Here is a 25,903-nt window from a genome sequence, read left to right on the forward strand (position 1 = left end):
TCGAAAGGCAGTCACCCATGGCTCGCGAATATAAAATCGAAGATTACCGAAATTTCGGTATCATGGCGCACATCGACGCCGGCAAGACGACGACGACCGAGCGTATCCTCTACTACACCGGCAAGTCCCATAAGATCGGCGAAGTGCATGACGGCGCCGCGACGATGGACTGGATGGAGCAGGAGCAGGAACGCGGCATTACGATCACGTCTGCAGCCACCACGACCTTCTGGAAGGGCCGTGACGGCAAGACGCGTCGCTTCAACATCATCGATACCCCCGGCCACGTCGACTTCACCATCGAAGTTGAGCGTTCGCTGCGCGTTCTCGATGGCGCCATCGCCCTCCTCGATGCCAACGCCGGCGTCGAGCCGCAGACGGAAACCGTCTGGCGTCAGGCCGAGAAGTACAACGTTCCGCGCATGATCTTCTGCAACAAGATGGACAAGACCGGTGCGGACTTCTACCGCTCCGTCGAGATGATCAAGACCCGTCTCGGCGCGACCGCTGTCGTCATGCAGCTTCCGATCGGCGCTGAAAGCGAATTCAAGGGCGTTGTCGACCTGATCGAAATGAACGCCCTCGTCTGGCGCGACGAGTCGCTCGGCGCCCAGTGGGATGTCGTCGAAATCCCGGCCGACATGCAGGAAAAGGCTGAAGAATACCGTGAAAAGCTGATCGAGACGGTTGTCGAGATCGACGAAGCGGCCATGGAAGCCTATCTGGAAGGCACCTATCCGGACAACGACAAGATCCGTGAACTGGTTCGTCGTGGCACCATCGACGTGAAGTTCCACCCGATGTTCTGCGGCACCGCCTTCAAGAACAAGGGCGTTCAGCCGCTGCTCGACGCCGTCGTCGACTACCTGCCGTCGCCTGTCGATATTCCGGCGATCAAGGGCATCGACGTCAAGACCGAAGGGGAAATCAGCCGTAAGGCCGACGACAACGAGCCGCTCTCGATGCTGGCGTTCAAGATCATGAACGACCCCTTCGTCGGTTCGCTGACCTTCGCCCGCATTTATTCCGGCAAGCTCGAAAAGGGCACGTCGGTGATGAACACGGTCAAGGAAAAGCGCGAGCGCGTCGGCCGCATGCTGCAGATGCACTCCAATTCGCGTGAAGACATCGAAGAAGCCTTCGCGGGCGACATCGTGGCTCTCGCCGGCCTCAAGGAAACCACCACCGGCGATACGCTCTGCGATCCGCTGAAGCCGGTTATCCTCGAGCGCATGGAATTCCCGGAGCCGGTCATCCAGATCGCCATCGAGCCGAAGACCAAGGGCGACCAGGAAAAGATGGGCCTCGCGCTCAACCGCCTGGCTGCAGAAGACCCGTCCTTCCGCGTCAAGACCGACGAGGAATCCGGCCAGACGATCATCGCCGGCATGGGCGAACTTCACCTCGACATCATCGTCGACCGCATGCGTCGCGAGTTCAAGGTCGAAGCATCCGTCGGCGCGCCGCAGGTTGCTTACCGTGAAACCATCACGCGTCAGCACGAGGAAGACTACACGCACAAGAAACAGTCCGGTGGTACCGGCCAGTTCGCGCGCGTCAAGCTCGTCTTTGAACCGAACCCGGAAGGCGAGGACTTCGTCTTCGAATCCAAGATCGTCGGCGGTGCGGTTCCGAAGGAATACATCCCGGGCGTTCAGAAGGGCATCGAAAGCGTTCTGTCCTCCGGTCCGCTCGCTGGCTTCCCGATGCTGGGCGTCAAGGCGACCCTCATTGATGGTGCGTTCCACGATGTCGACTCGTCGGTTCTGGCGTTCGAAATCGCTTCGCGCGCTTGCTTCCGTGAAGCGGCCAAGAAGGCCGGTGCGCAGCTCCTCGAGCCGATCATGAAGGTCGAGGTGGTAACGCCGGAAGATTACGTCGGTGACGTGATCGGCGACCTGAACTCCCGCCGTGGCCAGATCCAGGGCCAGGAATCGCGCGGCGTTGCCGTGGTGATCAATGCCCACGTGCCGCTTGCGAACATGTTCAAGTACGTCGACAACCTGCGCTCCATGTCGCAGGGCCGCGCTCAGTACACGATGCTGTTCGATCACTACGCGCCGGTTCCGTCGAACGTCGCGCAGGAAATCCAGGCGAAGTATTCCGGTCAGAAGTGACCGGAATATCCCGCGCTGAAACAGAATGAAAAGATTTCCCCTCTAAGGGACAAGAAACGGAGAGCCGAAAATGGCAAAGAGCAAATTCGAGCGCAACAAGCCGCACGTCAACATCGGCACGATTGGCCACGTTGACCATGGCAAGACGTCGCTGACTGCAGCGATCACGAAGTACTTCGGCGAATTCAAGGCGTATGACCAGATCGACGCAGCGCCGGAAGAGAAGGCGCGTGGCATCACCATTTCGACGGCGCACGTCGAGTACGAGACGCCGGCCCGCCACTATGCGCACGTCGACTGCCCCGGCCACGCCGACTACGTCAAGAACATGATCACCGGTGCGGCGCAGATGGACGGCGCGATCCTGGTTGTTTCGGCTGCCGACGGCCCGATGCCGCAGACCCGCGAGCACATCCTGCTCGCCCGCCAGGTCGGCGTTCCGGCGATTGTGGTGTTCCTGAACAAGGTCGACCAGGTTGACGACGCCGAGCTTCTCGAGCTCGTCGAGCTGGAAGTGCGCGAGCTTCTGTCGTCCTACGAATTCCCGGGCGACGACATTCCGATCATCAAGGGTTCGGCGCTTGCCGCTCTCGAAGATTCGGACAAGAAGATCGGCGAAGACGCGATCCGCGAGCTGATGGCTGCGGTTGACGCCTACATCCCGACGCCGGAGCGTCCGATCGACCTGCCGTTCCTGATGCCGATCGAAGACGTGTTCTCGATCTCGGGCCGCGGCACGGTCGTGACCGGCCGCGTCGAGCGCGGCATCGTCAAGGTGGGTGAGGAAATCGAGATCGTCGGCATCCGCGCGACGACGAAGACGACCTGCACGGGCGTTGAAATGTTCCGCAAGCTGCTCGACCAGGGCCAGGCCGGCGACAACATCGGCGCGCTTCTGCGCGGTGTCGACCGCAACGGCGTCGAGCGCGGGCAGGTTCTGTGCAAGCCGGGTTCGGTCAAGCCGCACCGGAAGTTCAAGGCCGAGGCCTACATCCTGACGAAGGAAGAGGGTGGCCGGCATACGCCGTTCTTCACCAACTACCGTCCGCAGTTCTACTTCCGCACGACCGACGTGACGGGCATCGTGACGCTGCCGGAAGGCACGGAAATGGTGATGCCGGGCGACAACGTGACGGTCGACGTCGAACTGATCGTGCCGATCGCCATGGAAGAGAAGCTGCGCTTCGCTATCCGTGAAGGCGGCCGCACCGTCGGCGCCGGCATCGTCGCCTCGATCGTCGAGTAACAACAAAACGGCTTGAGCCGTTTCGGCAGGGACATGGTTGCCCATGTCCCTGCGATTTTTGAAAGAAGCGGCTAGGCAAACGAATTCAGAAGTTTTGAAAGTGTGCCGTCGAAAGGCACACCGGAAACACGAGCAAGGACAAGTCGAATGAACGGCCAGAATATCCGCATCCGCCTCAAGGCGTTTGATCACCGGATCCTCGATGCCTCCACGCGCGAAATCGTGTCTACGGCCAAGCGCACCGGTGCAAGTGTGCGCGGGCCCGTGCCGCTTCCGACCCGGATTGAGAAATTCACGGTCAACCGGTCGCCGCACGTCGACAAGAAGAGCCGCGAACAGTTCGAGATGCGCACGCACAAGCGTCTTCTCGATATCGTCGATCCGACCCCGCAGACGGTTGATGCGCTGATGAAGCTCGATCTGGCCGCCGGTGTCGACGTCGAGATCAAGCTCTAAGCTCCGGCGCAAGCCGAAATAACAAGGAAGGTACGTGGAGTTTCTCCAACGGCTTCCAGGAACAGGAAACCGGAAGGTGCGGATGCACCGGACGGGAACCCTTAACAAGAGGCGTGAACCGATGCGTTCAGGTGTGATTGCACAGAAAGTGGGAATGACCCGCGTCTACAACGACGCCGGCGAGCATATCGCGGTAACAGTTTTGCGGCTGGAGAACTGCCAGGTAGTGGCCCACCGCACGGAAGAAAAGAACGGCTATACCGCAGTTCAGCTGGGTGCTGGCCGCTCCAAGGTGAAGAACACGACGAAGGCTCTGCGCGGCCATTTCGCCGCTGCGAGCGTCGAGCCGAAGGCGAAGCTCGTCGAGTTCCGCGTCACCGCCGATAACCTGATCGACATTGGCGCCGAATTGACGGCAGGCCATTTCGTTGCCGGCCAGCTGGTAGACGTCACCGGCACGACGATCGGTAAGGGTTTCGCCGGCGCCATCAAGCGTCACAACTTCGGCGGTCTGCGTGCCACGCACGGCGTGTCCGTATCGCACCGCTCGCATGGTTCGACCGGTTCCAACCAGGATCCGGGCCGCGTCTGGAAGGGCAAGCGCATGGCTGGTCACATGGGCCAGACCCGCGTCACCACGCAGAACCTTGAAGTCGTATCGACCGACGAAGATCGCGGTCTGATCCTGGTCAAGGGCGCCGTCCCGGGCTCCAAGGGAGCATGGATCGTGGTTCGCGACGCAATCAAGTCGGGCACTCCGGAAGGCGCACCGCGCCCGGCCGCTGTGCGCGCCGCAGTATCGAAGTAAGGGAGCCGAATAATGGATCTCACCGTTAAAACCCTCGAGGGCAAGGACGCGGGAAAGGTTTCCCTTTCTGACGCCATTTTCGGCCTCGAACCCCGTGAAGATATCATCGCCCGCGTCATCCGCTGGCAGCTTGCCAAGCGTCAGCAGGGCACGCACAAGGCCAAGGGCCGCGCCGAAGTCGCCCGCACCGGCGCCAAGATGTACAAGCAGAAGGGTACGGGCCGCGCCCGCCACCACTCCGCTCGTGCTCCGCAGTTCCGCGGCGGTGGCAAGGCTCATGGTCCGGTTGTCCGCAGCCATGAACACGACCTGCCGAAAAAGGTCCGCGCGCTCGGCCTGCGCCACGCGCTGTCGGCCAAGCTGAAGGCTGAAGAGATCATCGTCCTCGACGATCTCGTCGCCAATGAAGCAAAGACGAAGGCACTTGCAGGCGCATTCGCTTCGCTCGGCCTCACCAATGCTCTGATCATCGGCGGCGCCGAGATCGAGAACAACTTCAAGCTCGCAGCCCAGAACATCCCGAACGTGGACGTTCTGCCGGTCCAGGGCATCAACGTTTACGACATTCTGCGCCGTGGCAAGCTCGTGCTTTCCAAGGCTGCCGTGGAAGCTCTGGAGGAGCGGTTCAAATGACGGATCTTCGCCACTACGACGTGATCGTGTCTCCCTCGATCACTGAAAAGTCGACGCTGGTTTCCGAACAGAACCAGGTCGTCTTCAACGTCGCCAAGGGCGCTTCGAAGCCTGAGATCAAGGCTGCAGTCGAAGCCCTGTTCGGCGTCAAGGTCACGGCCGTGAACACGCTCGTCCGCAAGGGCAAGCTGAAGCGTTTCCGCGGTTTTGCCGGAAAGCAGAAGGACGTCAAGAAGGCGATCATCACGCTCGCTGAAGGTCAGTCCATCGACGTCTCGACCGGTCTCTAACGGATAGGCCCATTAGGGTAAAAACCCAAAAGGGAACAAGAAAATGGCATTGAAAAGTTTCAATCCGACGACGCCGAGCCAGCGTCAGCTGGTCATCGTGGACCGGGCCGGCCTCTACAAGGGCAAGCCTGTCAAGGCGCTGACCGAGGGCCTGTCCTCCAAGGGCGGCCGCAACAACCTGGGCCGCATCACCGTCCGCTTCCAGGGCGGTGGTCACAAGCGGTCCTACCGTCTGGTCGACTTCAAGCGTCGCAAGTTCGATGTTGAGGGCACGGTCGAGCGTCTGGAATACGACCCGAACCGCACCGCCTTCATCGCGCTCGTCAACTACGCCGACGGCGAACAGGCCTATATCCTGGCGCCGCAGCGTCTTGCCGCCGGCGACAAGGTCATCGCTTCGGACAAGGCTGTCGACGTCAAGCCCGGCAACACGATGCCGCTGCAGTTCATTCCGGTCGGCTCCATCATCCACAACGTGGAAATGAAGCCGGGCAAGGGCGGCCAGATCGCCCGCTCCGCCGGAACCTACGCGCAGCTCGTCGGCCGCGACCAGGGCATGGCGATCCTTCGCCTGAACTCGGGTGAACAGCGCCTGGTGCACGGCTCTTGCCTTGCATCGATCGGTGCTGTATCGAACCCCGATCACGGCAACATCAATGACGGTAAGGCTGGCCGTTCGCGTTGGCGCGGCAAGCGTCCGCACGTACGTGGCGTCGTCATGAACCCGGTTGACCATCCGCACGGCGGTGGTGAAGGCCGTACCTCGGGTGGTCGTCACCCGGTTACCCCGTGGGGCAAGCCCACGAAGGGCAAGCGTACGCGCTCCAACAAGTCGACCGACAAGTTCATCATGCGCTCGCGGCACCAGAAGAAGAAGTAAGAGAGGAAGTCTCGAATGACTCGTTCAGTATGGAAAGGTCCGTTCGTTGACGGTTATCTTCTCAAGAAGGCTGAGAAGGTCCGCGAAGGCGGTCGTAACGAAGTGATCAAGATTTGGAGCCGCCGCTCCACGATCCTTCCGCAGTTTGTCGGCCTTACCTTCGGTGTCTACAACGGCAGCAAGCACGTTCCGGTCAGCGTCAACGAAGACATGGTCGGCCACAAGTTTGGTGAATTCTCTCCGACCCGGACCTATTACGGTCATGGCGCGGACAAGAAGGCAAAGAGGAAGTAACAATGGGCAAGGCAAAAGCCGAACGCCGGCTGAAGGATAATGAGGCGCAGGCCATTGCGCGCACGATCCGCGTCAGCCCCCAGAAGCTCAACCTCGTTGCCGCGCTGATCCGCGGCAAGAAGGTTGACCGCGCTCTGGCCGAACTCGAGTTCTCCCGCAAGCGCATTGCAGGCACCGTCAAGAAGACGCTTGAATCTGCAATCGCAAATGCCGAGAACAACCACGATCTCGACGTTGATTCGCTCATCGTCGCGGAAGCTTATGTTGGCAAGTCGATCGTGATGAAGCGCTTCCACGCCCGTGGTCGCGGCCGTGCATCGCGCGTCGAAAAGCCGTTCTCGCACTTGACGATCGTTGTTCGTGAAGTGGAAGCCAAAGGGGAGGCCGCATAATGGGCCAGAAGATTAATCCGATCGGTTTCCGTCTCGGCATCAACCGGACCTGGGACAGCCGTTGGTTCGCGGACAACGCCGAATACGGCCAGCTGCTGCACGAAGACCTGAAGATCCGCGCGTATCTGATGGAAGAGCTGAAGGCCGCCGGTATTGCCAAGGTGGTGATCGAGCGTCCGCACAAGAAGTGCCGCGTGACGATCCACTCGGCACGTCCGGGCCTGATCATCGGCAAGAAGGGCGCCGACATCGAGAAGCTGCGCAAGAAGCTTTCCGAAATGACCAATTCGGAGACGCACCTCAACATCGTTGAAGTGCGCAAGCCGGAAGTCGACGCAACGCTCGTCGCCCAGTCGATCGCCCAGCAGCTCGAGCGCCGCGTGGCTTTTCGCCGCGCGATGAAGCGCGCCGTTCAGTCGGCCATGCGTCTCGGCGCCGAAGGCATCAAGATCACCTGCGCCGGCCGCCTCGGTGGCGCGGAAATTGCCCGGACCGAATGGTATCGTGAAGGCCGCGTGCCGCTGCACACGCTGCGTGCGGACATCGACTACGGCACGGCCGAAGCCGAAACCGCTTTCGGTATCTGCGGCGTCAAGGTCTGGATCTTCAAGGGCGAAATCCTTGAGCACGATCCGATGGCTTCCGAGCGCCGCGCGACCGAGAGTGACAACCAGGGCGGTGGCGGTCGCGACCGTCGTCGTGAAAACGCGTAACATTCGCGCGTGGCAGCCAATATCGGAGAAGTAAAAAAATGTTGCAGCCAAAGCGTACGAAGTATCGCAAGCAATTCAAGGGCCGCATCAAGGGCGTAGCCAAGGGCGGTTCTGATCTTGCCTTCGGTGAATTCGGCCTGAAGTCTCAGGAACCGAACCGCGTCAATGCGCGCGAGATCGAAGCGGCCCGCCGCGCGATCACCCGCCACATGAAGCGCGCCGGCCGCGTCTGGATCCGCGTGTTCCCGGACGTCCCGGTCACCGCCAAGCCGACCGAAGTCCGCATGGGTAAGGGTAAGGGCTCGGTTGAATACTGGGCATGCAAGGTCAAGCCCGGCCGTATGATGTTCGAGATCGATGGTGTCAGCGAAGAACTCGCCCGTGAGGCACTTCGTCTTGGCGCTGCCAAGCTCTCTGTCAAGACGCGCTTCGTGCAGCGTATCGCAGAGTAAGGAGTGAAGCTCATGAAAGCCGCAGATGTTCGCGCTCTGAGCGCCGATCAACTCAAGGAAGAGCTCGCCAAGCTGAAGAAGGAGCAGTTCAACCTGCGCTTCCAGAAGGCTACCGGCCAGCTCGAGAAGTCTTCGCGTATCGACGAAGTCCGCAAGGACATCGCACGCATCAAAACCATTGCCCGCCAGAAGGCGGCAGAAGCCAAGGCCTAAGGACCACAAAAAATGCCGAAACGCATTCTGCAGGGCACCGTCGTCAGCGACAAGAACGACAAGACCGTCGTCGTCAGGGTCGAGCGCCGCTTTGCGCACCCGATCCTCCAGAAGACCGTTCGTCGTTCGAAGAAGTACAAGGCTCACGACGAGAACAACCAGTACAAGGTTGGTGACGTTGTTTCCATCGAGGAATGCGCGCCGATTTCGAAGGATAAGCGCTGGACGGTCGTCTCCGCCCAGGCTTGATTTCTGCAGCTTTTGTCCGTGAGACCCTTGCGTCTCAGGCAAATATCTGTATGAAGCACGCAATTAAAGCAGAGGAACGCTCGAGTCCGGGCGTTCTTTTGCTTTGAGATGAGCACAATAAGCCGGGCGAGGGGGTTTCGACCCAACCGGCCTGGTAACAACAAGAAGGCGACCTGACATGATTCAGATGCAAACAAACCTCGATGTGGCGGATAATTCCGGCGCACGTCGTGTCATGTGCATCAAGGTGCTGGGCGGCTCCAAGCGCAAGTACGCGTCGATCGGCGACATCATCGTCGTTTCGATCAAGGAAGCCATTCCGCGCGGCCGCGTGAAGAAGGGTGATGTCATGAAGGCAGTTGTCGTTCGCACCGCGAAGGACATCCGCCGGGCAGATGGCAGCGTCATCCGCTTCGACACCAATGCAGCCGTTCTTATCGATAACAAGAAAGAGCCGATCGGCACCCGTATCTTCGGACCGGTTCCGCGCGAACTTCGCGCCAAGAACCACATGAAGATCATCTCGCTGGCTCCGGAAGTACTCTAAGGGAGCGTTGAGAGATGCAAAAGATTCGCAAGGGCGACAAGGTCGTCGTACTCACCGGTAAGGACAAGGGCCGTTCCGGCGAAGTCATCCAGGTCATGCCGAAGGAAGACAAGGCTGTCGTGCGTGGCGTCAATATGGTGAAGCGTCACCAGCGCCAGACCCAGAGCCAGGAAGCCGGCATCATCAACAAGGAAGCCCCGATCCACCTTTCGAACATCGCGGTGGCCGATCCGAAGGACGGCAAGCCGACCCGCGTCGGTTTCAAGATCGATGGTGACAAGAAGGTCCGCGTGGCCAAGCGTTCGGGAGAAGTGATCGATGGCTAAGACCGCTTATGAGCCGCGGCTCAAGAAGGAATACGTAGAGCGCATCCGCAAGGCGATGCAGGAGAAGTTCTCCTACGCCAACGAAATGCAGATCCCGCGTCTCGACAAGATCGTCATCAACATGGGTGTTGGCGAAGCCACGGGCGACTCGAAGAAGCCGTCCGTAGCAGCGGCCGACCTCGCCGCGATTGCCGGCCAGAAGCCGGTGATCACCCGCGCCCGCAACTCTATCGCCGGCTTCAAGCTGCGCGAAGGCATGCCGATTGGTGCCAAGGTTACCCTGCGCGGCGTTCGGATGTATGAGTTCCTCGATCGTCTCGTGAACATCGCTCTTCCGCGGGTTCGCGACTTCCGCGGCCTCAATCCGAAGTCCTTCGATGGTCGTGGCAACTTTGCCATGGGCGTCAAGGAGCACATTGTGTTCCCTGAGATCAACTACGACAAGGTTGATCAGATGTGGGGCATGGACATCATCGTTTGCACGACGGCAACTAACGACGACGAAGCGCGCGCTCTGCTTGCAGAGTTCAACTTCCCGTTCCGTCAGTAATCCGTAACGACAAGCGTAAAGAAGGATAACTGTTATGGCGAAAACGAGCGCAGTTGAAAAGAACAAGCGCCGCCGCAAACTGGTTGCCGGACAAGCCGCTAAGCGCGCGGCCCTCAAGGCAATCATCATGAACCAGTCTTTGTCGATCGAAGAGCGGTTCAAGGCCACCCTGAAGCTGGCAGAACTGCCCCGCGATGGCTCGAAGACCCGCATCCGCAACCGTTGTGAAGTGACCGGCCGCCCGCGCGCCTACTATCGCAAGCTGCGCATGTCGCGTATCGCGCTTCGTGAACTGGGCAATCTCGGCAAGGTGCCGGGCATCGTCAAGTCGAGCTGGTAAGGAGACGGGTACATGGCAATGACTGATCCTTTGGGCGATATGCTCACCCGTATCCGCAACGGCGCTGCTCGCCGCAAGTCGAGCGTGTCCACGCCGGCTTCCAAGCTCCGCGCGCGCGTTCTGGATGTCCTTCAGTCCGAAGGTTACATCCGCGGATACTCTGAAGTCGAGTTTGGCAACGGCAAGGCCGAGCTGAACATCGAACTGAAATACTACGAAGGCGCTTCCGTGATCCGTGAGATCTCGCGCGTCTCCAAGCCGGGCCGCCGGGTCTATGTCTCGGTCAAGTCTATTCCGCAGGTCGCGAACGGCCTCGGCATCACCATCCTTTCGACCCCGAAAGGCGTGATGGCCGATCACCAGGCACGCGAACAGAATGTTGGTGGCGAGATTCTTTGCTCGGTCTTCTAAGACCGGGCAGATCTCCATAGCGAACAGACAGGTATAAAAATGTCTCGTATCGGTAAGAAGCCCGTTCAGGTTCCGGCAGGCGTCACGGCAAACGTTGATGGCCAGAAGGTAACGGCAAAGGGCCCGAAGGGCGAACTGTTCTTCGTCGCAAACGACGAAGTTTCGGTGAAGCTCGAAAACAATGCGGTTGTCGTTCAGCCGCTCAGTGAAACCAAGGATGCTCGTGCAAAGTGGGGCATGTCCCGCACCATGATCGAGAACATCTTCAAGGGCGTCAAGGACGGTTACGAGCGCAAGCTCGAAATCAACGGCGTCGGCTACCGTGCTTCGATGCAGGGCAAGAACCTGCAGCTGGCGCTCGGCTTCAGCCACGACGTCGTCTACCAGACGCCGGAAGGCATCACGATCGCTGTGCCGAAGCCGACGGAAATCATCGTTTCCGGCATCAACAAGCAGCAGGTCGGCCAGGTAGCCGCGGAAATCCGCGAATACCGCGGCCCCGAGCCCTACAAGGGCAAGGGCGTCAAGTATGCCGAAGAGCGGATCGTCCGCAAAGAAGGCAAGAAGAAGTAAGGATCACGCGAAATGGCTAGCAGGAAAGATACTCTTGTGCGTCGCGCCAGCCGCGTGCGCCGTCAAATCAAGGCGGTCGCCAATGGCCGCCCGCGCCTGTCGGTTCATCGCTCGTCGAAGAACATCTATGCGCAGATCATCGATGACGTTGCCGGCAAGACGCTTGCCGCTGCCTCGACCCTCGAGGCAGACCTCAAGTCGTCGCTGAAGACCGGCGCCGACACGGCAGCAGCCGCTGCCGTCGGCAAGCTCCTTGCCGAGCGGGCTTCCAAGGCAGGCGTCAAGGACGTCGTCTTTGACCGCGGCGCCTTCATCTACCACGGCCGCGTCAAGGCGCTGGCCGAGGCAGCTCGCGAAGGCGGCCTGAACTTCTGATGTTCACCGCCCGGGCAGAGATGTCCGGGCGGATATCGCCTCGCATTACCCCCGGTCGCTTCGGCTCGTACGAGGCGACTTTCGTCAATCTGCCGATTGCACCCGGAAAAGAAAAAGGAAGAGGACAATGGCACAAGAAAAAAGAGGTTCTCGCGAAGATCGCCAGAGCCGCGAAGAGCGCGACAGCGAATTTGTCGACAAGCTCGTCGCAATCAACCGCGTCGCCAAGGTGGTGAAGGGCGGTCGTCGTTTCGGTTTCGCCGCTCTCGTCGTCGTAGGCGACCAGAAGGGCCGCGTCGGCTTCGGCCATGGCAAGGCACGCGAAGTGCCGGAAGCCATCCGCAAGGCAACCGAAGCCGCCAAGCGCGACCTGATCTTCGTGCCGCTGCGCGGCGGTCGCACGCTGCATCACGACGTCAACGGCCGTCACGGCGCCGGTAAGGTGCTGCTGCGCTCGGCCAAGGCCGGTACCGGTATCATCGCCGGCGGTCCGATGCGCGCCGTCTTTGAAACGCTCGGCGTTCACGACGTCGTCGCCAAGTCGACCGGTTCGTCGAACCCCTACAACATGGTTCGGGCAACCTTCGACGCGCTCAAGAACCAGATGCACCCGAAGGACATCGCGGCACAGCGCGGCATGAAATACGCCACGCTCCAGGCCCGTCGCGTTGCCGCCGGCGCTGCTTCCGAAGAATAAGGGAGCTGACAGATGGCTAAGAAAGAAGTTGCCAAGAAGACGGTTACCGTCGAGCAGATTGGTAGCCCCATTCGCCGTCCGGCCGTACAGCGTCAGACGCTTGTCGGCCTGGGCCTCAACAAGATGCACCGGGTTCGCACGCTGGAGGACACTCCGGCCGTTCGCGGCATGATCCGGGCCGTCCAGCACCTCGTTCGCGTCGTCGACGAGAAGTGAGGGGGATTCCAGAAATGAAACTAAATGAAATCAAGGACAACGAAGGCGCGACCAAGAACCGCAAGCGTCTTGGCCGTGGTATCGGCTCCGGTTCCGGCAAGACCGCCGGCCGCGGCGTGAAGGGTCAGAAGGCGCGTTCGGGCGTTGCCATCAACGGCTTCGAAGGCGGCCAGATGCCCATCTACCGCCGTCTCCCGAAGCGCGGCTTCAACAACATCTTCGCTTCGGAGTTCGTTGTCGTCTCCGTCGGCCGCATCCAGGCTGCCGTCGACGCCAAGAAGCTCGATGCTTCGAAGACCGTTGACGCTGCCGCTCTGAAGGCTGCCGGTGTTATCCGCCGTGCCAAGGACGGCGTTCGCGTTCTCGCAGGCGGCGAGTTGAAGGCGAAGGTTTCGCTCGAAGTCGCCGGCGCCTCCAAGTCGGCCGTCGAGAAGATCGAAAAGGCCGGCGGCTCCATCAAGCTGCTCGCAGCCGCGGCTGCGGAATAATATGACTGATCAACCGCCCGGGGTGCTTCACGCCGGGCGGTTTTGCTCCCATATGTGAGCCTCACGTCCAGGGACGGCGAATCACTTGCCGCGACGGGACACAACGGAAACCACGGTGAGGCATCCGATTGCAGCGACAATCGCCTCGCGCCCGGTTTTCAACGATGAAGACTTACTCTTGCCGGAACGGACCGGGTTTCTCCCGCTGTTTCCGAGACTTGGCACGCGGAGAATTGCATGGCTTCTGCAGCGGAACAGCTCGCCTCGAACCTGAATTTCTCGACTTTCGCCAAAGCGGAAGATCTGAAGAAAAGGCTGTGGTTCACCCTCGGTGCGCTTCTGGTTTACCGTCTTGGCACCTATATCCCGCTGCCAGGTCTCGATCCGAGTGCGTTCGCCCAGGCCTTCCAGGGCCAGTCCGGCGGTATCCTCGGCCTCTTCAACATGTTTTCGGGCGGAGCGGTGGAGCGCATGGCGATCTTCGCGCTCGGCATCATGCCCTATATCTCCGCCTCGATCATCGTGCAGCTGATGACGTCGGTCGTTCCGGCGCTCGAGCAGCTGAAAAAAGAAGGCGAGCAAGGCCGCAAGGTCATCAACCAGTATACCCGCTACGGCACGGTGCTGCTCGGCGCGATGCAGGCCTACGGCATTGCGGTCGGCCTCGAGAGCGGTAGCGGCCTCGTCAACGATCCGGGCTGGTTCTTCCGGATCTCGACCGTCATTTCGCTGCTCGGCGGCACGATGTTCCTGATGTGGCTCGGCGAGCAGATCACCTCGCGCGGCATCGGCAACGGCATTTCGCTGATCATCTTCGCCGGCATCGTCGCGCATCTGCCCACGGCCCTGGCCGGAACGCTGGAACTCGGCCGCACCGGTGCCCTTTCGACGCCGCTTATCCTGGCGATCATCGTCATGGTGGTCGCGGTCATCGCGCTGATCGTCTTCGTCGAGCGTGCGCAGCGCCGCCTGCTCATTCAATATCCGAAGCGCCAGGTCGGTAACCGCATGTTCCAGGGCGACACCTCGCACCTGCCGCTGAAGCTCAACACCTCCGGTGTGATCCCGGCGATCTTTGCCTCGTCGCTGCTCTTGCTGCCCGCCACACTTGCCGGCTTCGCCAATACGGCGACCATGCCGGGCTGGGCGACGGCAATCGTCAGCGCGCTTGCCCATGGCCAGCCGCTCTACATGGTTCTCTACGGTGCGATGATCGCCTTCTTCGCCTTCTTCTATACGGCGATCGTCTTCAATCCGAAGGACACAGCCGACAATCTGAAGAAGCATGGCGGATTCATTCCGGGCATTCGCCCGGGCGAGCGCACGGCCGAGTACATCGACTACGTGCTGACGCGCATCACCGTCATCGGCGCGATCTATCTGATTTTCGTCTGCATCCTGCCCGAAATTCTCATCTCTCAGACAGGCGTGCCGTTCTACCTTGGTGGTACGTCGCTTTTGATTGTTGTCAGCGTGACCCTTGATACGGTAGCACAGATCCAGGGTCACCTCATTGCCCAGCAGTATGAGGGGCTGATCAAGAAGTCGAAGCTGCGCGGAGGAAAGAGGGGACGATGAGACTTATTTTTTTGGGACCGCCGGGCGCTGGCAAGGGTACGCAGGCCAAGCTTCTGACGGAGAGATACGGCATCCCGCAGCTCTCCACAGGGGACATGCTCCGGGCCGCCGTTGCCCAGGCGACCGAGGTCGGCAAGCGCGCGAAAGCGGTGATGGATGCCGGCCAGCTGGTCTCCGATGAAATCGTCAATGAAATCGTCTCGGACCGCGTCGACGCACCGGACTGCGCCAAGGGCTTCATTCTCGACGGCTATCCGCGCACCGTTCCCCAGGCGATTGCTCTTGACCGGATGCTCGAGACCAAGGGCCTGAAGCTCGACGCGGTCATCGAACTGAAAGTCGACGAGGCCGCCCTTGTGCGGCGCATGGAGAATCGCGTAGCGGAAACCGTCGCCGCCGGCGGTACGGTGCGCTCCGACGACAATCCCGAGGCCTTCAGGCGCCGCTTGACGGAGTACCGGGAAAAGACGGCTCCGCTTTCGGACCACTATGCCCGCATCGGTCAACTGAAGACCGTGGACGGGATGGCGGGCGTGGAAGCGGTCACTGCCGAGATAGAGAAGATTCTGGCATAGACTGTCGTCCTTGCCAAAATGGAAGCGCCGGGGAGTTGACTTTTCCGGGTGATTCCTCCAAAGACAGCGTCAACTCGCGACATGAGAAGCGATCGGCGCGGTCTTCAAAAGAACGAAGTCCGGGTACGGTCGTTTTTGACGTGTCTCGAACCTCAATCAACGTGCGGCTCTTCGAGGTCGCGTAACGAAGCACCTATTGCCGGATGGCAACTGGAACGCAAGGAGAATAGACGTGGCACGTATCGCTGGCGTCAACATCCCGACGGCAAAGCGCGTCGTCATCGCGCTGACGTATATTCACGGGATCGGCACGAAATTCGCACAGGAAATCATCGAGAAGGTCGGTATTCCGGCTGATCGCCGCGTGCATCAGTTGACGGATGCTGAGGTTCTTCAGATCCGTGAAACGATCGACCGTGACTATCAGGTCGAGGGTGACCTGCGTCGCGAAACCTCGATGAACATCAAGCGTCTGATGGATCTCGGCTGCTACCGCGGCCTGCGCCATCGTCGCGGCCTGCCGGTGCGCGGTCAGCGTACGCACACCAATGCCCGCACCCGCAAGGGTCCGGCAAAGGCGATCGCCGGCAAGAAGAAGTAATTTCCCGAAAAGGGAAAGCGGGAGGCTGGCGTCCGCGCCGGCCTCCTTTTGCAGTTTGGGAAAGGCGTATGCCGGACCTATGCGGAGCCGTTCGCGGTTCAGCGAAAGTATCGCGGCACCGGCAGGCCGGTCTCGTGAAATTTGAAGATGCAGGGCAGGGGACGACCAATCCTTTTCCCGGTGGAGCCGCTGGAATTACGGCGGTGCAGAGATCTAAGAAAGGGATCCTATGGCCAAGGAAGCCACCCGCGTTCGCCGCCGCGAGCGCAAGAACATCACGTCTGGCGTCGCGCACGTCAATTCGTCGTTCAACAACACGATGATCACCATCACCGACGCACAGGGCAATGCAATTGCTTGGTCGTCCGCCGGTGCAAAGGGCTTCAAGGGTTCGCGCAAGTCGACCCCGTTCGCCGCTCAGATCGCCGCCGAAGATTGCGCCAAGAAGGCTCAGGAACACGGCATGAAGTCGCTGGAAGTGGAAGTTTGCGGACCGGGTTCCGGCCGTGAATCCGCCCTTCGCGCGCTGCAGGCCGCGGGCTTCATGATCACGTCGATCCGCGACGTGACGCCGATCCCGCACAACGGCTGCCGTCCGCGCAAGAAGCGCCGCGTCTGATCATTTGTATTCAGGATTCCGGTGAGGGCGCGGACGCGCTCTCCCGGACTTCGGGGCTCGGTTGCCACGATTGGATGGTGGCAACGAACGGAAGGCAGAAAACATGATCCAGAAAAATTGGCAGGAACTGATCAAGCCGAACAAGGTGGATTTCACCTCCTCCGGCCGCACCAAGGCAACGCTGGTCGCGGAACCGCTTGAGCGCGGTTTCGGTCTGACCCTCGGCAACGCGCTTCGTCGCGTGCTTCTGTCGTCGCTGCGCGGTGCTGCGGTCACCGCGGTGCAGATCGACGGCGTCCTGCACGAGTTCTCCTCTATCCCGGGCGTCCGGGAAGATGTGACTGACATCGTGCTCAACATCAAGGAAATCGCCATCAAGATGGATGGCGACGATTCCAAGCGCATGGTCGTGCGCAAGCAGGGCCCGGGCGTCGTGACCGCCGGCGATATCCAGACGGTTGGCGATATCGAGATCCTCAACCCGAACCACGTGATCTGCACCCTCGACGAGGGCGCGGAAATCCGCATGGAATTTACTGTCAACAACGGCAAGGGCTACGTTCCGGCTGAGCGCAACCGTTCGGAAGATGCTCCGATCGGCCTCATCCCGGTCGACAGCCTCTACTCGCCGGTCAAGAAGGTGTCCTACAAGGTTGAGAACACCCGCGAAGGTCAGGTTCTCGACTATGACAAGCTGACGATGTCCATCGAGACCGATGGCTCCGTCACGGGCGAGGACGCGATTGCGTTTGCCGCCCGCATTCTTCAGGACCAGCTGTCGGTCTTCGTCAACTTCGACGAGCCGCAGAAGGAAACCGAGGAAGAGGCAGTCACCGAGCTCGCCTTCAACCCGGCGCTTCTCAAGAAGGTCGACGAACTGGAACTCTCCGTCCGTTCGGCCAACTGCCTGAAGAACGACAACATCGTCTATATCGGCGACCTCATTCAGAAGACCGAAGCAGAAATGCTCCGGACGCCGAACTTTGGTCGCAAGTCGCTCAACGAGATCAAGGAAGTTCTCGCTTCCATGGGCCTGCACCTCGGCATGGAAGTGCCGTCCTGGCCGCCTGAGAACATCGAAGATCTCGCCAAGCGTTACGAAGACCAATACTAACCATTAGACTGCGGGCGGATGCCTGCAAGTAAAGGAGAATAGCCATGCGCCACGGTAAAGCCGGCCGCAAGCTGAATAGAACCGCCAGCCACCGCAAGGCGATGTTTGCCAACATGGCAGCTTCGCTGATCGAGCACGAGCAGATCGTAACGACGCTGCCGAAGGCCAAGGAAATCCGTCCGATCGTCGAGAAGCTCGTCACGCTCGGCAAGCGCGGCGACCTGCATGCCCGCCGCCAGGCGATCTCGCAGATCCGCGACGTTGCGGTTGTCTCGAAGCTGTTCGACGCGATCGCATCGCGCTACGCCACCCGCAACGGCGGCTACCTGCGCATCATGAAGGCGGGCTTCCGCCAGGGCGACAATGCCCCGCTCGCCGTCATCGAGTTCGTTGACCGCGACGTCGATGCCAAGGGCGCAAAGGATCGCGCTCGCGTCGCCGCTGAAGCGGAAGCCGTTGAAGCAGCCTGATCAGGGCAACTGCCCAATCAGTTCGAGGCGGCCGGGTGAGTTTCACCCGGCCGCTTTTTGCGTGGCCGGTTGGGGTCGCGCCACGGTGGCTCGTTGCCGCCTCCAGCGCAGGAAGGGCGTCCGCACCGCGCGCCAGGCAAGCAGCAGCGCGACGAGAAAAATGTAGAGCATCTGCTCGAGCCCGACGACTTTGACGGCCATCGCGAAATGCAGCGCTCCGGCGGCGGCGATCACATAGGCGAGCCGGTGCAGCTTGTTCCATCGCTGACCAAGCTTGCGGATCGACCAATTGTTGGAGGTGAGCGCCAGGGGGATCAGCATGACGAGGGCCGCCATGCCGATGGTTATGAAGGGGCGGCGGGCGATGTCGGCGAGGATCGCCGGGATGCGCAGCATCTGGTCGAGCAGCATATAGGCGGTAAAGTGCATCAGAACGTAATAGAAGGCGAGCAGACCGAGGGCGCGGCGGTATCGGAGCCAATTCAGGCCGAAGAGATCGCGAAGCGGTGTGATCGTCAGCGTCGCCACGAGGAAGCGCAACGCCCACAGGCCAAGCAGATGTTCGAACTCCTTGACCGCATTGCCGGGTAACCGGCCGGTCGCACCGAGATAGAACGCCCATGCCGCGGGAATGAAACCGAGCGCGTAGAGCGCCCAGACGGAGGGGCCGTGGAAGCGTTTGGGCAAGGCGGGTACGAGGGCCATCATCAGAAGTTTACCCTGAGGTCCATGCCGGAATACAACCCCGCGACCTCATCGGCATAACCGTTGAAGCGGAGCGTATCGCGGCGATTGGAGCCGAAGAAGCCGCCTTCGCCGATCCGGTTTTCCGTTGCCTGGCTCCAGCGCGGGTGATCGACCGCCGGATTCACATTGGCATAGAATCCGTATTCGTCCGGCGCGGCGAGGTTCCAGGTGCAGGGCGGCGCGGTTTCGGTGAGCGAGATTCGCACGATCGACTTGATTCCTTTGAAACCGTATTTCCACGGGACCACCAGCCTTATCGGCGCACCGTTCTGGTTCGGCAACGTCTTGCCATAAAGGCCGACGGAGAGAATCGTCAGGGGATGGCGTGCTTCGTCGAGCCGCAAGCCCTCGCGATAGGGCCAGGGCAGCGGCTGGAAGTAACCGGATTGGCCGGGCATCTCTTCGGGCCGCACCACGGTTTCGAACGCGACATATTTGGCGCTGCCGAGCGGCTCGACCATGTCGAGAAGGCCGGCTAGCGGGAAGCCGACCCAGGGGATCACCATCGACCAGGCTTCGACGCAGCGCATTCGGTAGGTTCGCTCTTCGAGCGGAAAGGCCAGCAGTTCCTCGAGGCCAAACTCCTTCGGCTTGCCGACGAGGCCGTCGACTTTGACCCGCCAGGGCGCTGGCTTGAAGCCGCCCGAATTGGCGGCGGGATCGCCCTTTCCGGTGCCGAACTCGTAGAAATTATTGTAGGTGGTCACGTCCTTTTCGGGTGTCAGGGTCTCCTCGACCTTGTAACGACTGCCCGAAGCCTTGAGCTCAGCCGCATCGGCCAGGCCGGCCCCACCGAGAACAAGGCCGCCTGCGGCGGCGAGAAAGCGGCGGCGATCGAGGAAGAATGGCTCCGGGGTAATTTCGGATGCGGCGATCCGCGGCGGGCGGTAAGCGGGCATGATGCTTCCTCGACAAGGGTTGAAAGCTGATTTCCGCCAAGATGACCAGAGATTCGATCACTGGAAAAGATGGAGGAGACCACGTTTTCGTGCACGGTGCGTGAGGAGGAAAAGCGTTGCGACGATTTCGTGGAAGGAGCGCGGCAAAAGCCTGAAAAACCGTCCGAAATCGTGAGCGTGCTTGATCACCGGGCGGCAGCCTCGCGTTTGCCTTTTTTGTTGCGAAATCCTATCTGAACTAGCGGCAATGAAAGGGAGAATGCTTCATGATTTTTGGCCGTCGAGCCCTGTCGGCTCTTGTTATTGCAATAGCCATGTCGGCACCGGCCGCAGCGCAGGACGCCAAGACCATTCCGCAATCCCACACGGAAATGCAGCTCTCCTTCGCGCCGCTGGTCAAGCAGACCGCCAATGCGGTGGTGAATGTCTATGCCGAGCGGGTCGTCGAGCGGCGATCGGTCGATCCCTTCTTCGAGGAATTCTTTGGCCAGCGCATGCCGAACCGCACGGAAAAGCAGTCGTCGCTCGGCTCGGGCGTGATCGTCCGCCGCGACGGCATCGTCGTCACCAACAATCACGTCATCGAGGGGGCCGACGACATCAAGGTGGCACTCGCCGACGGGCGTGAGTACCCGTGTAAAATCGTGCTAAAAGACGATCGCCTCGACCTGGCGGTGATGAAAATCGAATCGGATGGTCCCTTTGACATCATACCGATCGGCGATTCGGACGCGGTCGAAGTCGGCGACCTGGTGCTGGCGATGGGCAACCCGTTCGGGGTCGGGCAGACGGTGACCAGCGGCATCGTCTCGGCGCTTGCCCGCAACCAGATCTCCAATGGTGATTTCGGTTTCTTCATCCAGACCGACGCGGCGATCAATCCGGGCAATTCCGGCGGCGGCCTTATCAATATGAAGGGCGAACTGATCGGCATCAACACCGCGATCTTCTCGCGGGGTGGCGGCTCGAACGGCGTGGGCTTCGCGATACCGGCAAATCTGGTGAAGGTCTTCGTGGCATCCGCGGAAGGCGGTGGCGGCTCCTTCGTCCGTCCCTTCGTCGGCGCGACCTTCGAGCCGGTCACCTCCGATGTCGCCGAGGCCCTCGGCCTTGATCGCGCGCGTGGCGCGCTGGTGACGGCCGTCCAGTCGGACGGACCGGCGGCAAATGCCGGCATGAAACCGGGACAGGTGGTGACAGCTGTCAACGGTATTTCGGTAGAGCATCCGGATGCCCTCGGCTACCGATTGACGACAGTCGGCATCGGCCATGAGGCGCGCGTGACGGTGAGCGAACACGGTGAAACGCACGAAATCACCCTGAAGCTGGACCAGGCGCCGGAAACCGCGCCGCGCGACGAACGTCTGATCGAGGGGAGGAACCCCTTTGCCGGCGCCGTCGTCGCCAATCTTTCGCCGCGTCTCGCCGATGAACTGCGCATGCCGACGTCGCTCAAGGGCGTCGTCGTCACCGAGGTCAACCGCGGCTCGCCGGCGGCGCGCATTGGCCTCGAACCGAAAGATATCGTACGCTCCGTCAATGGAACGGCCATCGACAACTCGAAGGCATTGGAAAGCGTCGTGGCCGAAGACGCATCGTTCTGGCGCGTCGAGATCGAGCGCGACGGCCAGGTCATCCGGCAATTCTTCCGATGAGTGATCTCTTTTCCCCCACTGAGCCGCCTGAGATGGCCTCCGCCAGACCGCTGGCCGATCGGCTGCGGCCACGCACGCTCGCCGAAGTGACCGGCCAGGAACACCTGACTGGCGCGGACGGCGCGCTGACGCGGATGATCGCTGCGGGGTCGCTCGGCTCGATGATCTTCTGGGGACCGCCGGGCACCGGCAAGACCACCGTCGCCCGGCTGCTTTCCGGGGAGGCGGGTCTCGCCTTCGAGCAGATCTCGGCGATCTTTTCGGGCGTCGCCGACTTGAAGAAGGTGTTCGAGTCCGCCCGTGCGCGGCGCATGTCGGGCCGGCAGACATTGCTCTTCGTCGATGAGATTCATCGCTTCAACCGCGCTCAGCAGGACAGTTTTCTGCCGGTCATGGAAGACGGCACGGTCATCCTGGTCGGCGCAACCACCGAGAATCCGTCCTTCGAGCTCAATGCCGCACTCCTGTCGCGAGCGCGCGTGCTGACGTTCAAGCCGCATGACGAGGCGAGCCTCGAGGAACTTCTGAAGCGGGCGGAGCAGACCGAGGGCAAGCCGTTGCCGCTCGACGAGGACGCCCGGGCGAGCCTGATCCGGATGGCGGATGGCGACGGCCGGGCCGTGCTGACGCTTGCCGAAGAGGTCTGGCGGGCGGCACGCAAGGACGAGATATTCGACGCCGAAGCGCTGCGCGATATCGTCCAGCGCCGCGCGCCGGTCTATGACAAGAGCCAGGACGGCCACTACAATCTGATTTCGGCGCTGCACAAGTCGGTTCGCGGCTCCGACCCGGATGCGGCGCTCTATTATCTCTGCCGTATGCTCGATGCCGGCGAGGATCCTTTGTATATCGGCAGGCGACTGGTGCGCATGGCGATAGAGGATATCGGTCTTGCCGATCCGCAGGCCCTCGTGATCTGCAACGCCGCCAAGGATGCCTATGACTATCTCGGTTCGCCGGAGGGAGAGCTGGCGCTGGCGCAAGCCTGCGTCTATGTCGCCACGGCGCCCAAGTCGAACGCGCTCTATACGGCCTACAAGGGCGCAATGCGTGCGGCCAAGGAAAACGGCTCGCTGCTACCGCCGAAGCATATTCTCAATGCCCCGACCAAGCTCATGAAGGGCGAGGGCTACAGCGAGGGCTATCGCTACGACCACGACGAGCCGGATGCTTTTTCCGGACAGGATTATTTTCCCGAGAAGATGGGCAGGAAGACTTTCTACGACCCGCCGGAGCGCGGCTTCGAACGGGATATCCGCAAGCGGCTCGAATGGTGGGCGAAACTTCGCCGCGAGCGAAATTCATGACGAGCCGTGCCGCCTGTGCAGGGCAGGTCTGCCCTCCGGGCTCTTGCTGCGCGGGCCGCCCTGTGGCACAGAGACCATGTTGCAGACGGCTGCACGGGCGCGATCCTGATCGGCCCGAACATCCGCGGGGACGGCCTCGCTCCAGATGAAGGAGCCTGACATGGCCTGGTTCACTCTGCTTCTCGCCGGACTTCTCGAAATCGGCTGGGCAATCGGCCTCAAATACACCGACGGGTTTACGCGGCTGACGCCGACCGTGCTCACGGTCGGCTCGATGATTCTGAGCATCGCCCTGCTTGGACTTGCTGTTCGCACGCTGCCTCTCGGCACGGCTTATGCGGTCTGGACCGGAATCGGCACGATCGGCACCGTCGTGCTCGGCATCATCCTCTTCGCCGAGCCGATGACCGTCGCGCGCCTTGGCTGCATCGGCCTGATCGTCGCCGGCATTGCCGGCCTGAAGCTTGCCGCATAACTTTAGATGAGGCGTCTACCGTTACGGCAGGCGGCTCTATCGCGTTACCTCAACGCGTCGAGGACAGCGGTGGCCGCCTGCATTTCCTGCCAGCGATTCTCGCGCCGTTGGAAGGCCTCCTCGTCGGTGCCCCAATGCTCGATCTGCCAGTCCTCGTCGACATGGGCGGCCGACCAGGCCTCTTCGGCCGAGAGCCGGCCCAGGCCGATGGCGAGCGCCAGCAAAGCCGAGCCGGTCAATGCGGTCACCATGTGCAGGCAGGCGAGGCCGAGCGGCGTCGCAAAGGCGCGCAAGCCTTCCGCATAGGCGGAAATCGCCTCGCGCGGCTGTTCCTGGTGGATGACGCCCTCGGCAAGGATGAAGCGGGCGCCGAGCGATTGGGCGGCCCAATCAAGAATGGGGTTCCAGATCGCGTTCTGCCGTTCCACAAGTCCGGCGGGGCTGTCGGCGCGATAGCAGAGAAGGTCAGTGCCGGCGAACCGGAGGATGTCGTCGAAGACAGCGCGCTGGTCGAGCGCCACGCCGTCGATGGCCGTGTTGACGATCCGGGTCAGCGGCATGGCCGAGGGGTCGATGATATCGGTTTGCGCGTCCCACTCTGCCGCCAGGAGTTCGGCGAGCTTCAGCGTCGGGACGGCAAGGGGCCGCTTCGCGGGCGTGCGAAGGGGCCGCCCGTCGAGAAGCACCGCGTGCCCGCCACCCTCGGCATCGGCGACGCCGACGGTTTTGTAGAAACGCTTTGCCACCGGCTTTTGCATCTGGATCTGAGCGCGGCGCACCGGATCTTCGTGGCTGAGTGCTCCGCTCAATTCGTCGCGAATATCAGGCATGGTTCAATCCCATCCATTCGATGATATCTGCCGGTACATGGGCGATGTGGTCGGCGCCGGCCTCGACCAGCGCCGGAACGCTGGCATAGCCCCAGGAAACCCCGAGGGCGCCGGCCCCGGCCGCCTTTGCCATCTGCATATCGTAGATCGCGTCGCCGATGACAATCGTGTCTTTCGGGTCGACACCGGCCTCGGCGCAACACTCCATCACCATCGCCGGATGCGGCTTCGACGGGCAGTCGTCCGCCGTCCGCGAGACGAAGAAGAGCTTGTCGAAGCCGTGGGTCGCGGCGATGTGCCGGAGACCCTGCCTCGACTTTCCGGTCACGGCTCCGATCAACAGTTCTTCCCTGGCGGCCAGGGTCTGCACCATCTCTGCAATGCCGGGAAACAGTGCTTCCTGATAGACCTGTTCACTGCGCACCGAACTGAAAATGCCCTTGTAATGTGTCGTCATCGCGGTGGCGCGCGGGTCGATGTGGTCCTGGCCCAACAGGCGCGCGATCGCGATGTCGAGCGTCAACCCGATGATCGCCCTCGTCGCCAACGCCTCCGGCCGGGGGAGATCGAAAGCCTCGAAGGTACGGCTCATCACCTCATGGATAAGGCCGGCGCTGTCGACCAGCGTTCCGTCGCAATCGAAGAGCACCAGCTTCATCACTCGTCCTCGCCGGCGGCGTTCTCGTCGAGGCCGAGCAGGTTCCAGCTCTGCACCATATGCGGCGGCAAGGGGGCGGTAACCTTCAGCCGGCCGCCGTTCGGATGGGGGATGTCGATAAAGCGGGCATGCAGATGCAGGCGGTTCTGGATGCCGCCGGGGAAGGTCCAGTTGATGTCCGCTTCGAAATATTTCGGGTCGCCGATGATCGGGTGGCCGATATGGGCGGCGTGGACGCGGAGCTGATGCGTGCGGCCGGTATAGGGTTCCATTTCCAGCCAGGCGAGGTTCTGGCCGGCCTGCTCGATGATCCGATAGTAGGAAATGGCGTGGTCGGCGCCGTCGTCGCCGTGCTTGGCGATCCGCATCCGGTCGCCGTCCGGGGTCTGCTCCTTGACGAGCCAAGTGGAGATACGGTCCTCGCGCTTGCGCGGAACGCCCTTGACCAGCGACCAGTAGATCTTCCTTGTGTCGCGCTCTCGAAAGGCGGCGGTCAAGTGCTGTGCGGCGCCGCGCGTCCTGGCAATGACGAGCACGCCGGACGTGTCCCGGTCCAGCCGATGGACCAGACGCGGCTTCTCGCCCTTCTGGCTCGTCCAGGCCTCGAGCATCTTGTCGACATGCCGGTTGACGCCCGAGCCGCCCTGGACGGCCAGGCCCGCCGGCTTGTTGAGCACGATGACCTTGGCATCCTCGTGCAGCACCATGCGCGACAGCAGTTCTCCATCGGAGGAGTGGCGCAGGTCCCGCCCGGCGATCGGCCCCGACTTCACATCCTTGGCGTCGACGCCAAGCGGCGGAACGCGGATCGTCTGGCCGGGCTGCACGCGCGTATCGGATTTCGCCCGCGCGCCGTCGACGCGGATCTGGCCGGAGCGCAGCAATTTTTGCAGCGGCCCGAAACCCAGTCCGGGAAAATGCACCTTGAACCAGCGGTCGAGGCGCATGCCCGCCTCGTCGCCGTCCACTTGCCTGTGTTCTATGCCTGCCATTGCCGCGGTCCGCTTCCAGTTCTTCAAGGCGTGGCTTTAGACCATTGCGGCCATCAGGGCCAGTCCGGCGAGGACCGTAGGCCGCAAAAGAACGGCGGGGGAGGGAAAAGGCGTGGT

Annotated in this window: 38 protein-coding genes; 33 read left to right on the forward strand and 5 right to left on the reverse strand. The window is 61.5% G+C overall.

Features of this window, described 5'->3' with window-relative positions; genetic code table 11:
- The first annotated feature begins 17 nt into the window (after positions 1–17).
- From fusA to rplQ, 29 genes are all read left to right on the forward strand, one after another.
- Entirely contained in the window at positions 18–2,117 is a 2,100-nt protein-coding gene (gene fusA, locus RHIBR816_RS0125780) for an elongation factor G (RefSeq protein WP_018239484.1), read from the forward strand.
- A gap of 70 nt (positions 2,118–2,187) precedes the next feature.
- Positions 2,188–3,363, forward strand: a complete 1,176-nt coding sequence (gene tuf / locus RHIBR816_RS0125785; RefSeq protein ID WP_018239474.1) for an elongation factor Tu — start codon at positions 2,188–2,190, stop codon at positions 3,361–3,363.
- Between the two features lie 147 nt (positions 3,364–3,510).
- Positions 3,511–3,819 carry a 30S ribosomal protein S10 gene (gene rpsJ, locus RHIBR816_RS0125790; RefSeq protein ID WP_003507767.1) on the forward strand — a complete coding sequence of 103 codons (309 nt, stop codon included), beginning with the start codon at positions 3,511–3,513 and terminating at the stop codon, positions 3,817–3,819.
- 121 nt (positions 3,820–3,940) lie between these two features.
- Positions 3,941–4,627: a 50S ribosomal protein L3 gene (rplC, locus tag RHIBR816_RS0125795; RefSeq protein WP_026187429.1), complete on the forward strand. Its 687-nt coding sequence runs from the start codon at positions 3,941–3,943 to the stop codon at positions 4,625–4,627.
- Between the two features lie 12 nt (positions 4,628–4,639).
- Entirely contained in the window at positions 4,640–5,260 is a 621-nt protein-coding gene (gene rplD, locus RHIBR816_RS0125800) for a 50S ribosomal protein L4 (protein WP_018239486.1), read from the forward strand.
- Positions 5,257–5,550 (forward strand): 50S ribosomal protein L23, encoded by a 294-nt coding sequence (locus RHIBR816_RS0125805; protein ID WP_012707756.1) that lies wholly within the window; start codon positions 5,257–5,259, stop codon positions 5,548–5,550. Before rplD ends, RHIBR816_RS0125805 begins: the two co-directional genes overlap by 4 nt.
- Positions 5,551–5,593: 43 nt before the next feature.
- Positions 5,594–6,430, forward strand: a complete 837-nt coding sequence (gene rplB / locus RHIBR816_RS0125810) for a 50S ribosomal protein L2 (protein WP_018239487.1) — start codon at positions 5,594–5,596, stop codon at positions 6,428–6,430.
- Between the two features lie 15 nt (positions 6,431–6,445).
- On the forward strand, positions 6,446–6,724 hold the full coding sequence (gene rpsS / locus RHIBR816_RS0125815; RefSeq protein ID WP_018239488.1) for a 30S ribosomal protein S19: 279 nt from the start codon (positions 6,446–6,448) through the stop codon (positions 6,722–6,724).
- A 2-nt stretch (positions 6,725–6,726) separates the two neighbouring features.
- Positions 6,727–7,116: a 50S ribosomal protein L22 gene (gene rplV / locus RHIBR816_RS0125820; RefSeq protein WP_012707758.1), complete on the forward strand. Its 390-nt coding sequence runs from the start codon at positions 6,727–6,729 to the stop codon at positions 7,114–7,116.
- Positions 7,116–7,829, forward strand: coding sequence for a 30S ribosomal protein S3 (gene rpsC, locus RHIBR816_RS0125825; protein ID WP_012707759.1), 714 nt, complete (start codon positions 7,116–7,118; stop codon positions 7,827–7,829). The genes rplV and rpsC overlap by 1 nt, the downstream gene beginning before the upstream one ends.
- A gap of 38 nt (positions 7,830–7,867) precedes the next feature.
- Positions 7,868–8,281, forward strand: coding sequence for a 50S ribosomal protein L16 (gene rplP / locus RHIBR816_RS0125830; protein ID WP_018239489.1), 414 nt, complete (start codon positions 7,868–7,870; stop codon positions 8,279–8,281).
- Positions 8,282–8,293: 12 nt separating this feature from the next.
- On the forward strand, positions 8,294–8,494 hold the full coding sequence (gene rpmC, locus RHIBR816_RS0125835) for a 50S ribosomal protein L29 (protein ID WP_011975176.1): 201 nt from the start codon (positions 8,294–8,296) through the stop codon (positions 8,492–8,494).
- A 12-nt stretch (positions 8,495–8,506) separates the two neighbouring features.
- Positions 8,507–8,743, forward strand: coding sequence for a 30S ribosomal protein S17 (rpsQ, locus tag RHIBR816_RS0125840; RefSeq protein ID WP_018239490.1), 237 nt, complete (start codon positions 8,507–8,509; stop codon positions 8,741–8,743).
- Between the two features lie 178 nt (positions 8,744–8,921).
- Complete coding sequence (rplN, locus tag RHIBR816_RS0125845) at positions 8,922–9,290, forward strand: 50S ribosomal protein L14 (protein WP_003536525.1); 369 nt, start codon at positions 8,922–8,924, stop codon at positions 9,288–9,290.
- A 14-nt stretch (positions 9,291–9,304) separates the two neighbouring features.
- Positions 9,305–9,616: a 50S ribosomal protein L24 gene (gene rplX / locus RHIBR816_RS0125850; RefSeq protein ID WP_018239491.1), complete on the forward strand. Its 312-nt coding sequence runs from the start codon at positions 9,305–9,307 to the stop codon at positions 9,614–9,616.
- Positions 9,609–10,166 (forward strand): 50S ribosomal protein L5, encoded by a 558-nt coding sequence (rplE, locus tag RHIBR816_RS0125855; protein WP_018239492.1) that lies wholly within the window; start codon positions 9,609–9,611, stop codon positions 10,164–10,166. The genes rplX and rplE overlap by 8 nt, the downstream gene beginning before the upstream one ends.
- A gap of 34 nt (positions 10,167–10,200) precedes the next feature.
- On the forward strand, positions 10,201–10,506 hold the full coding sequence (gene rpsN / locus RHIBR816_RS0125860; RefSeq protein WP_012707764.1) for a 30S ribosomal protein S14: 306 nt from the start codon (positions 10,201–10,203) through the stop codon (positions 10,504–10,506).
- A 12-nt stretch (positions 10,507–10,518) separates the two neighbouring features.
- On the forward strand, positions 10,519–10,917 hold the full coding sequence (rpsH, locus tag RHIBR816_RS0125865) for a 30S ribosomal protein S8 (RefSeq protein ID WP_018239493.1): 399 nt from the start codon (positions 10,519–10,521) through the stop codon (positions 10,915–10,917).
- 39 nt (positions 10,918–10,956) lie between these two features.
- A complete protein-coding gene (rplF, locus tag RHIBR816_RS0125870) occupies positions 10,957–11,490 on the forward strand; it encodes a 50S ribosomal protein L6 (RefSeq protein ID WP_018239494.1) in 534 nt (177 codons plus the stop codon).
- Positions 11,491–11,502: 12 nt separating this feature from the next.
- Positions 11,503–11,865 (forward strand): 50S ribosomal protein L18, encoded by a 363-nt coding sequence (rplR, locus tag RHIBR816_RS0125875; protein ID WP_018239495.1) that lies wholly within the window; start codon positions 11,503–11,505, stop codon positions 11,863–11,865.
- A gap of 127 nt (positions 11,866–11,992) precedes the next feature.
- Entirely contained in the window at positions 11,993–12,562 is a 570-nt protein-coding gene (gene rpsE / locus RHIBR816_RS0125880; RefSeq protein WP_018239496.1) for a 30S ribosomal protein S5, read from the forward strand.
- 12 nt (positions 12,563–12,574) lie between these two features.
- Positions 12,575–12,778, forward strand: a complete 204-nt coding sequence (gene rpmD / locus RHIBR816_RS0125885) for a 50S ribosomal protein L30 (RefSeq protein ID WP_003536508.1) — start codon at positions 12,575–12,577, stop codon at positions 12,776–12,778.
- A 14-nt stretch (positions 12,779–12,792) separates the two neighbouring features.
- Positions 12,793–13,266 carry a 50S ribosomal protein L15 gene (gene rplO, locus RHIBR816_RS0125890; protein ID WP_018239497.1) on the forward strand — a complete coding sequence of 158 codons (474 nt, stop codon included), beginning with the start codon at positions 12,793–12,795 and terminating at the stop codon, positions 13,264–13,266.
- 237 nt (positions 13,267–13,503) lie between these two features.
- Positions 13,504–14,844, forward strand: coding sequence for a preprotein translocase subunit SecY (gene secY, locus RHIBR816_RS0125895; RefSeq protein WP_018239498.1), 1,341 nt, complete (start codon positions 13,504–13,506; stop codon positions 14,842–14,844).
- On the forward strand, positions 14,841–15,419 hold the full coding sequence (locus tag RHIBR816_RS0125900) for an adenylate kinase (RefSeq protein ID WP_018239499.1): 579 nt from the start codon (positions 14,841–14,843) through the stop codon (positions 15,417–15,419). The genes secY and RHIBR816_RS0125900 overlap by 4 nt, the downstream gene beginning before the upstream one ends.
- A 232-nt stretch (positions 15,420–15,651) precedes the next feature.
- Positions 15,652–16,020, forward strand: a complete 369-nt coding sequence (gene rpsM, locus RHIBR816_RS0125905; RefSeq protein ID WP_014328076.1) for a 30S ribosomal protein S13 — start codon at positions 15,652–15,654, stop codon at positions 16,018–16,020.
- Between the two features lie 229 nt (positions 16,021–16,249).
- A complete protein-coding gene (gene rpsK, locus RHIBR816_RS0125910; protein ID WP_003536496.1) occupies positions 16,250–16,639 on the forward strand; it encodes a 30S ribosomal protein S11 in 390 nt (129 codons plus the stop codon).
- Between the two features lie 103 nt (positions 16,640–16,742).
- Positions 16,743–17,753 carry a DNA-directed RNA polymerase subunit alpha gene (locus tag RHIBR816_RS0125915; protein WP_018239500.1) on the forward strand — a complete coding sequence of 337 codons (1,011 nt, stop codon included), beginning with the start codon at positions 16,743–16,745 and terminating at the stop codon, positions 17,751–17,753.
- Between the two features lie 44 nt (positions 17,754–17,797).
- Complete coding sequence (rplQ, locus tag RHIBR816_RS0125920) at positions 17,798–18,223, forward strand: 50S ribosomal protein L17 (protein WP_018239501.1); 426 nt, start codon at positions 17,798–17,800, stop codon at positions 18,221–18,223.
- Positions 18,224–18,265: 42 nt separating this feature from the next.
- Here rplQ and msrQ read toward each other — a convergent pair whose 3' ends face one another.
- Both msrQ and msrP read right to left on the reverse strand, forming a co-directional pair.
- On the reverse strand, positions 18,266–18,928 hold the full coding sequence (gene msrQ, locus RHIBR816_RS0125925; protein WP_026187431.1) for a protein-methionine-sulfoxide reductase heme-binding subunit MsrQ: 663 nt from the start codon (positions 18,926–18,928) through the stop codon (positions 18,266–18,268).
- A 2-nt stretch (positions 18,929–18,930) separates the two neighbouring features.
- Positions 18,931–19,869 carry a protein-methionine-sulfoxide reductase catalytic subunit MsrP gene (gene msrP / locus RHIBR816_RS0125930; RefSeq protein WP_018239503.1) on the reverse strand — a complete coding sequence of 313 codons (939 nt, stop codon included), beginning with the start codon at positions 19,867–19,869 and terminating at the stop codon, positions 18,931–18,933.
- A gap of 69 nt (positions 19,870–19,938) precedes the next feature.
- Between msrP and RHIBR816_RS37655 the strand changes: the two genes are divergently transcribed.
- From RHIBR816_RS37655 to sugE, 4 genes are all read left to right on the forward strand, one after another.
- Positions 19,939–20,106 carry a hypothetical protein gene (locus RHIBR816_RS37655; protein ID WP_157628232.1) on the forward strand — a complete coding sequence of 56 codons (168 nt, stop codon included), beginning with the start codon at positions 19,939–19,941 and terminating at the stop codon, positions 20,104–20,106.
- Between the two features lie 29 nt (positions 20,107–20,135).
- Complete coding sequence (locus RHIBR816_RS0125935; RefSeq protein WP_026187432.1) at positions 20,136–21,524, forward strand: DegQ family serine endoprotease; 1,389 nt, start codon at positions 20,136–20,138, stop codon at positions 21,522–21,524.
- A complete protein-coding gene (locus RHIBR816_RS0125940; RefSeq protein WP_026187433.1) occupies positions 21,521–22,831 on the forward strand; it encodes a replication-associated recombination protein A in 1,311 nt (436 codons plus the stop codon). Before RHIBR816_RS0125935 ends, RHIBR816_RS0125940 begins: the two co-directional genes overlap by 4 nt.
- A gap of 160 nt (positions 22,832–22,991) precedes the next feature.
- Positions 22,992–23,306 carry a quaternary ammonium compound efflux SMR transporter SugE gene (gene sugE / locus RHIBR816_RS0125945; RefSeq protein ID WP_018239506.1) on the forward strand — a complete coding sequence of 105 codons (315 nt, stop codon included), beginning with the start codon at positions 22,992–22,994 and terminating at the stop codon, positions 23,304–23,306.
- A 44-nt stretch (positions 23,307–23,350) separates the two neighbouring features.
- Here sugE and RHIBR816_RS0125950 read toward each other — a convergent pair whose 3' ends face one another.
- From RHIBR816_RS0125950 to RHIBR816_RS0125960, 3 genes are read right to left on the reverse strand one after another with little or no spacing between them, the layout of a single operon-like run.
- A complete protein-coding gene (locus RHIBR816_RS0125950; RefSeq protein ID WP_018239507.1) occupies positions 23,351–24,136 on the reverse strand; it encodes an ATP12 family chaperone protein in 786 nt (261 codons plus the stop codon).
- Positions 24,129–24,794, reverse strand: coding sequence for an HAD-IA family hydrolase (locus RHIBR816_RS0125955; RefSeq protein ID WP_018239508.1), 666 nt, complete (start codon positions 24,792–24,794; stop codon positions 24,129–24,131). The genes RHIBR816_RS0125950 and RHIBR816_RS0125955 overlap by 8 nt, the downstream gene beginning before the upstream one ends.
- Positions 24,794–25,786: an RluA family pseudouridine synthase gene (locus tag RHIBR816_RS0125960; RefSeq protein ID WP_018239509.1), complete on the reverse strand. Its 993-nt coding sequence runs from the start codon at positions 25,784–25,786 to the stop codon at positions 24,794–24,796. The genes RHIBR816_RS0125955 and RHIBR816_RS0125960 overlap by 1 nt, the downstream gene beginning before the upstream one ends.
- Positions 25,787–25,903: the final 117 nt, after the last annotated feature.

Origin of the sequence: Ensifer sp. BR816, from assembly GCF_000378985.1 — a bacterium.
In the GTDB taxonomy this organism is placed as follows: Bacteria; Pseudomonadota; Alphaproteobacteria; order Rhizobiales; family Rhizobiaceae; genus Sinorhizobium.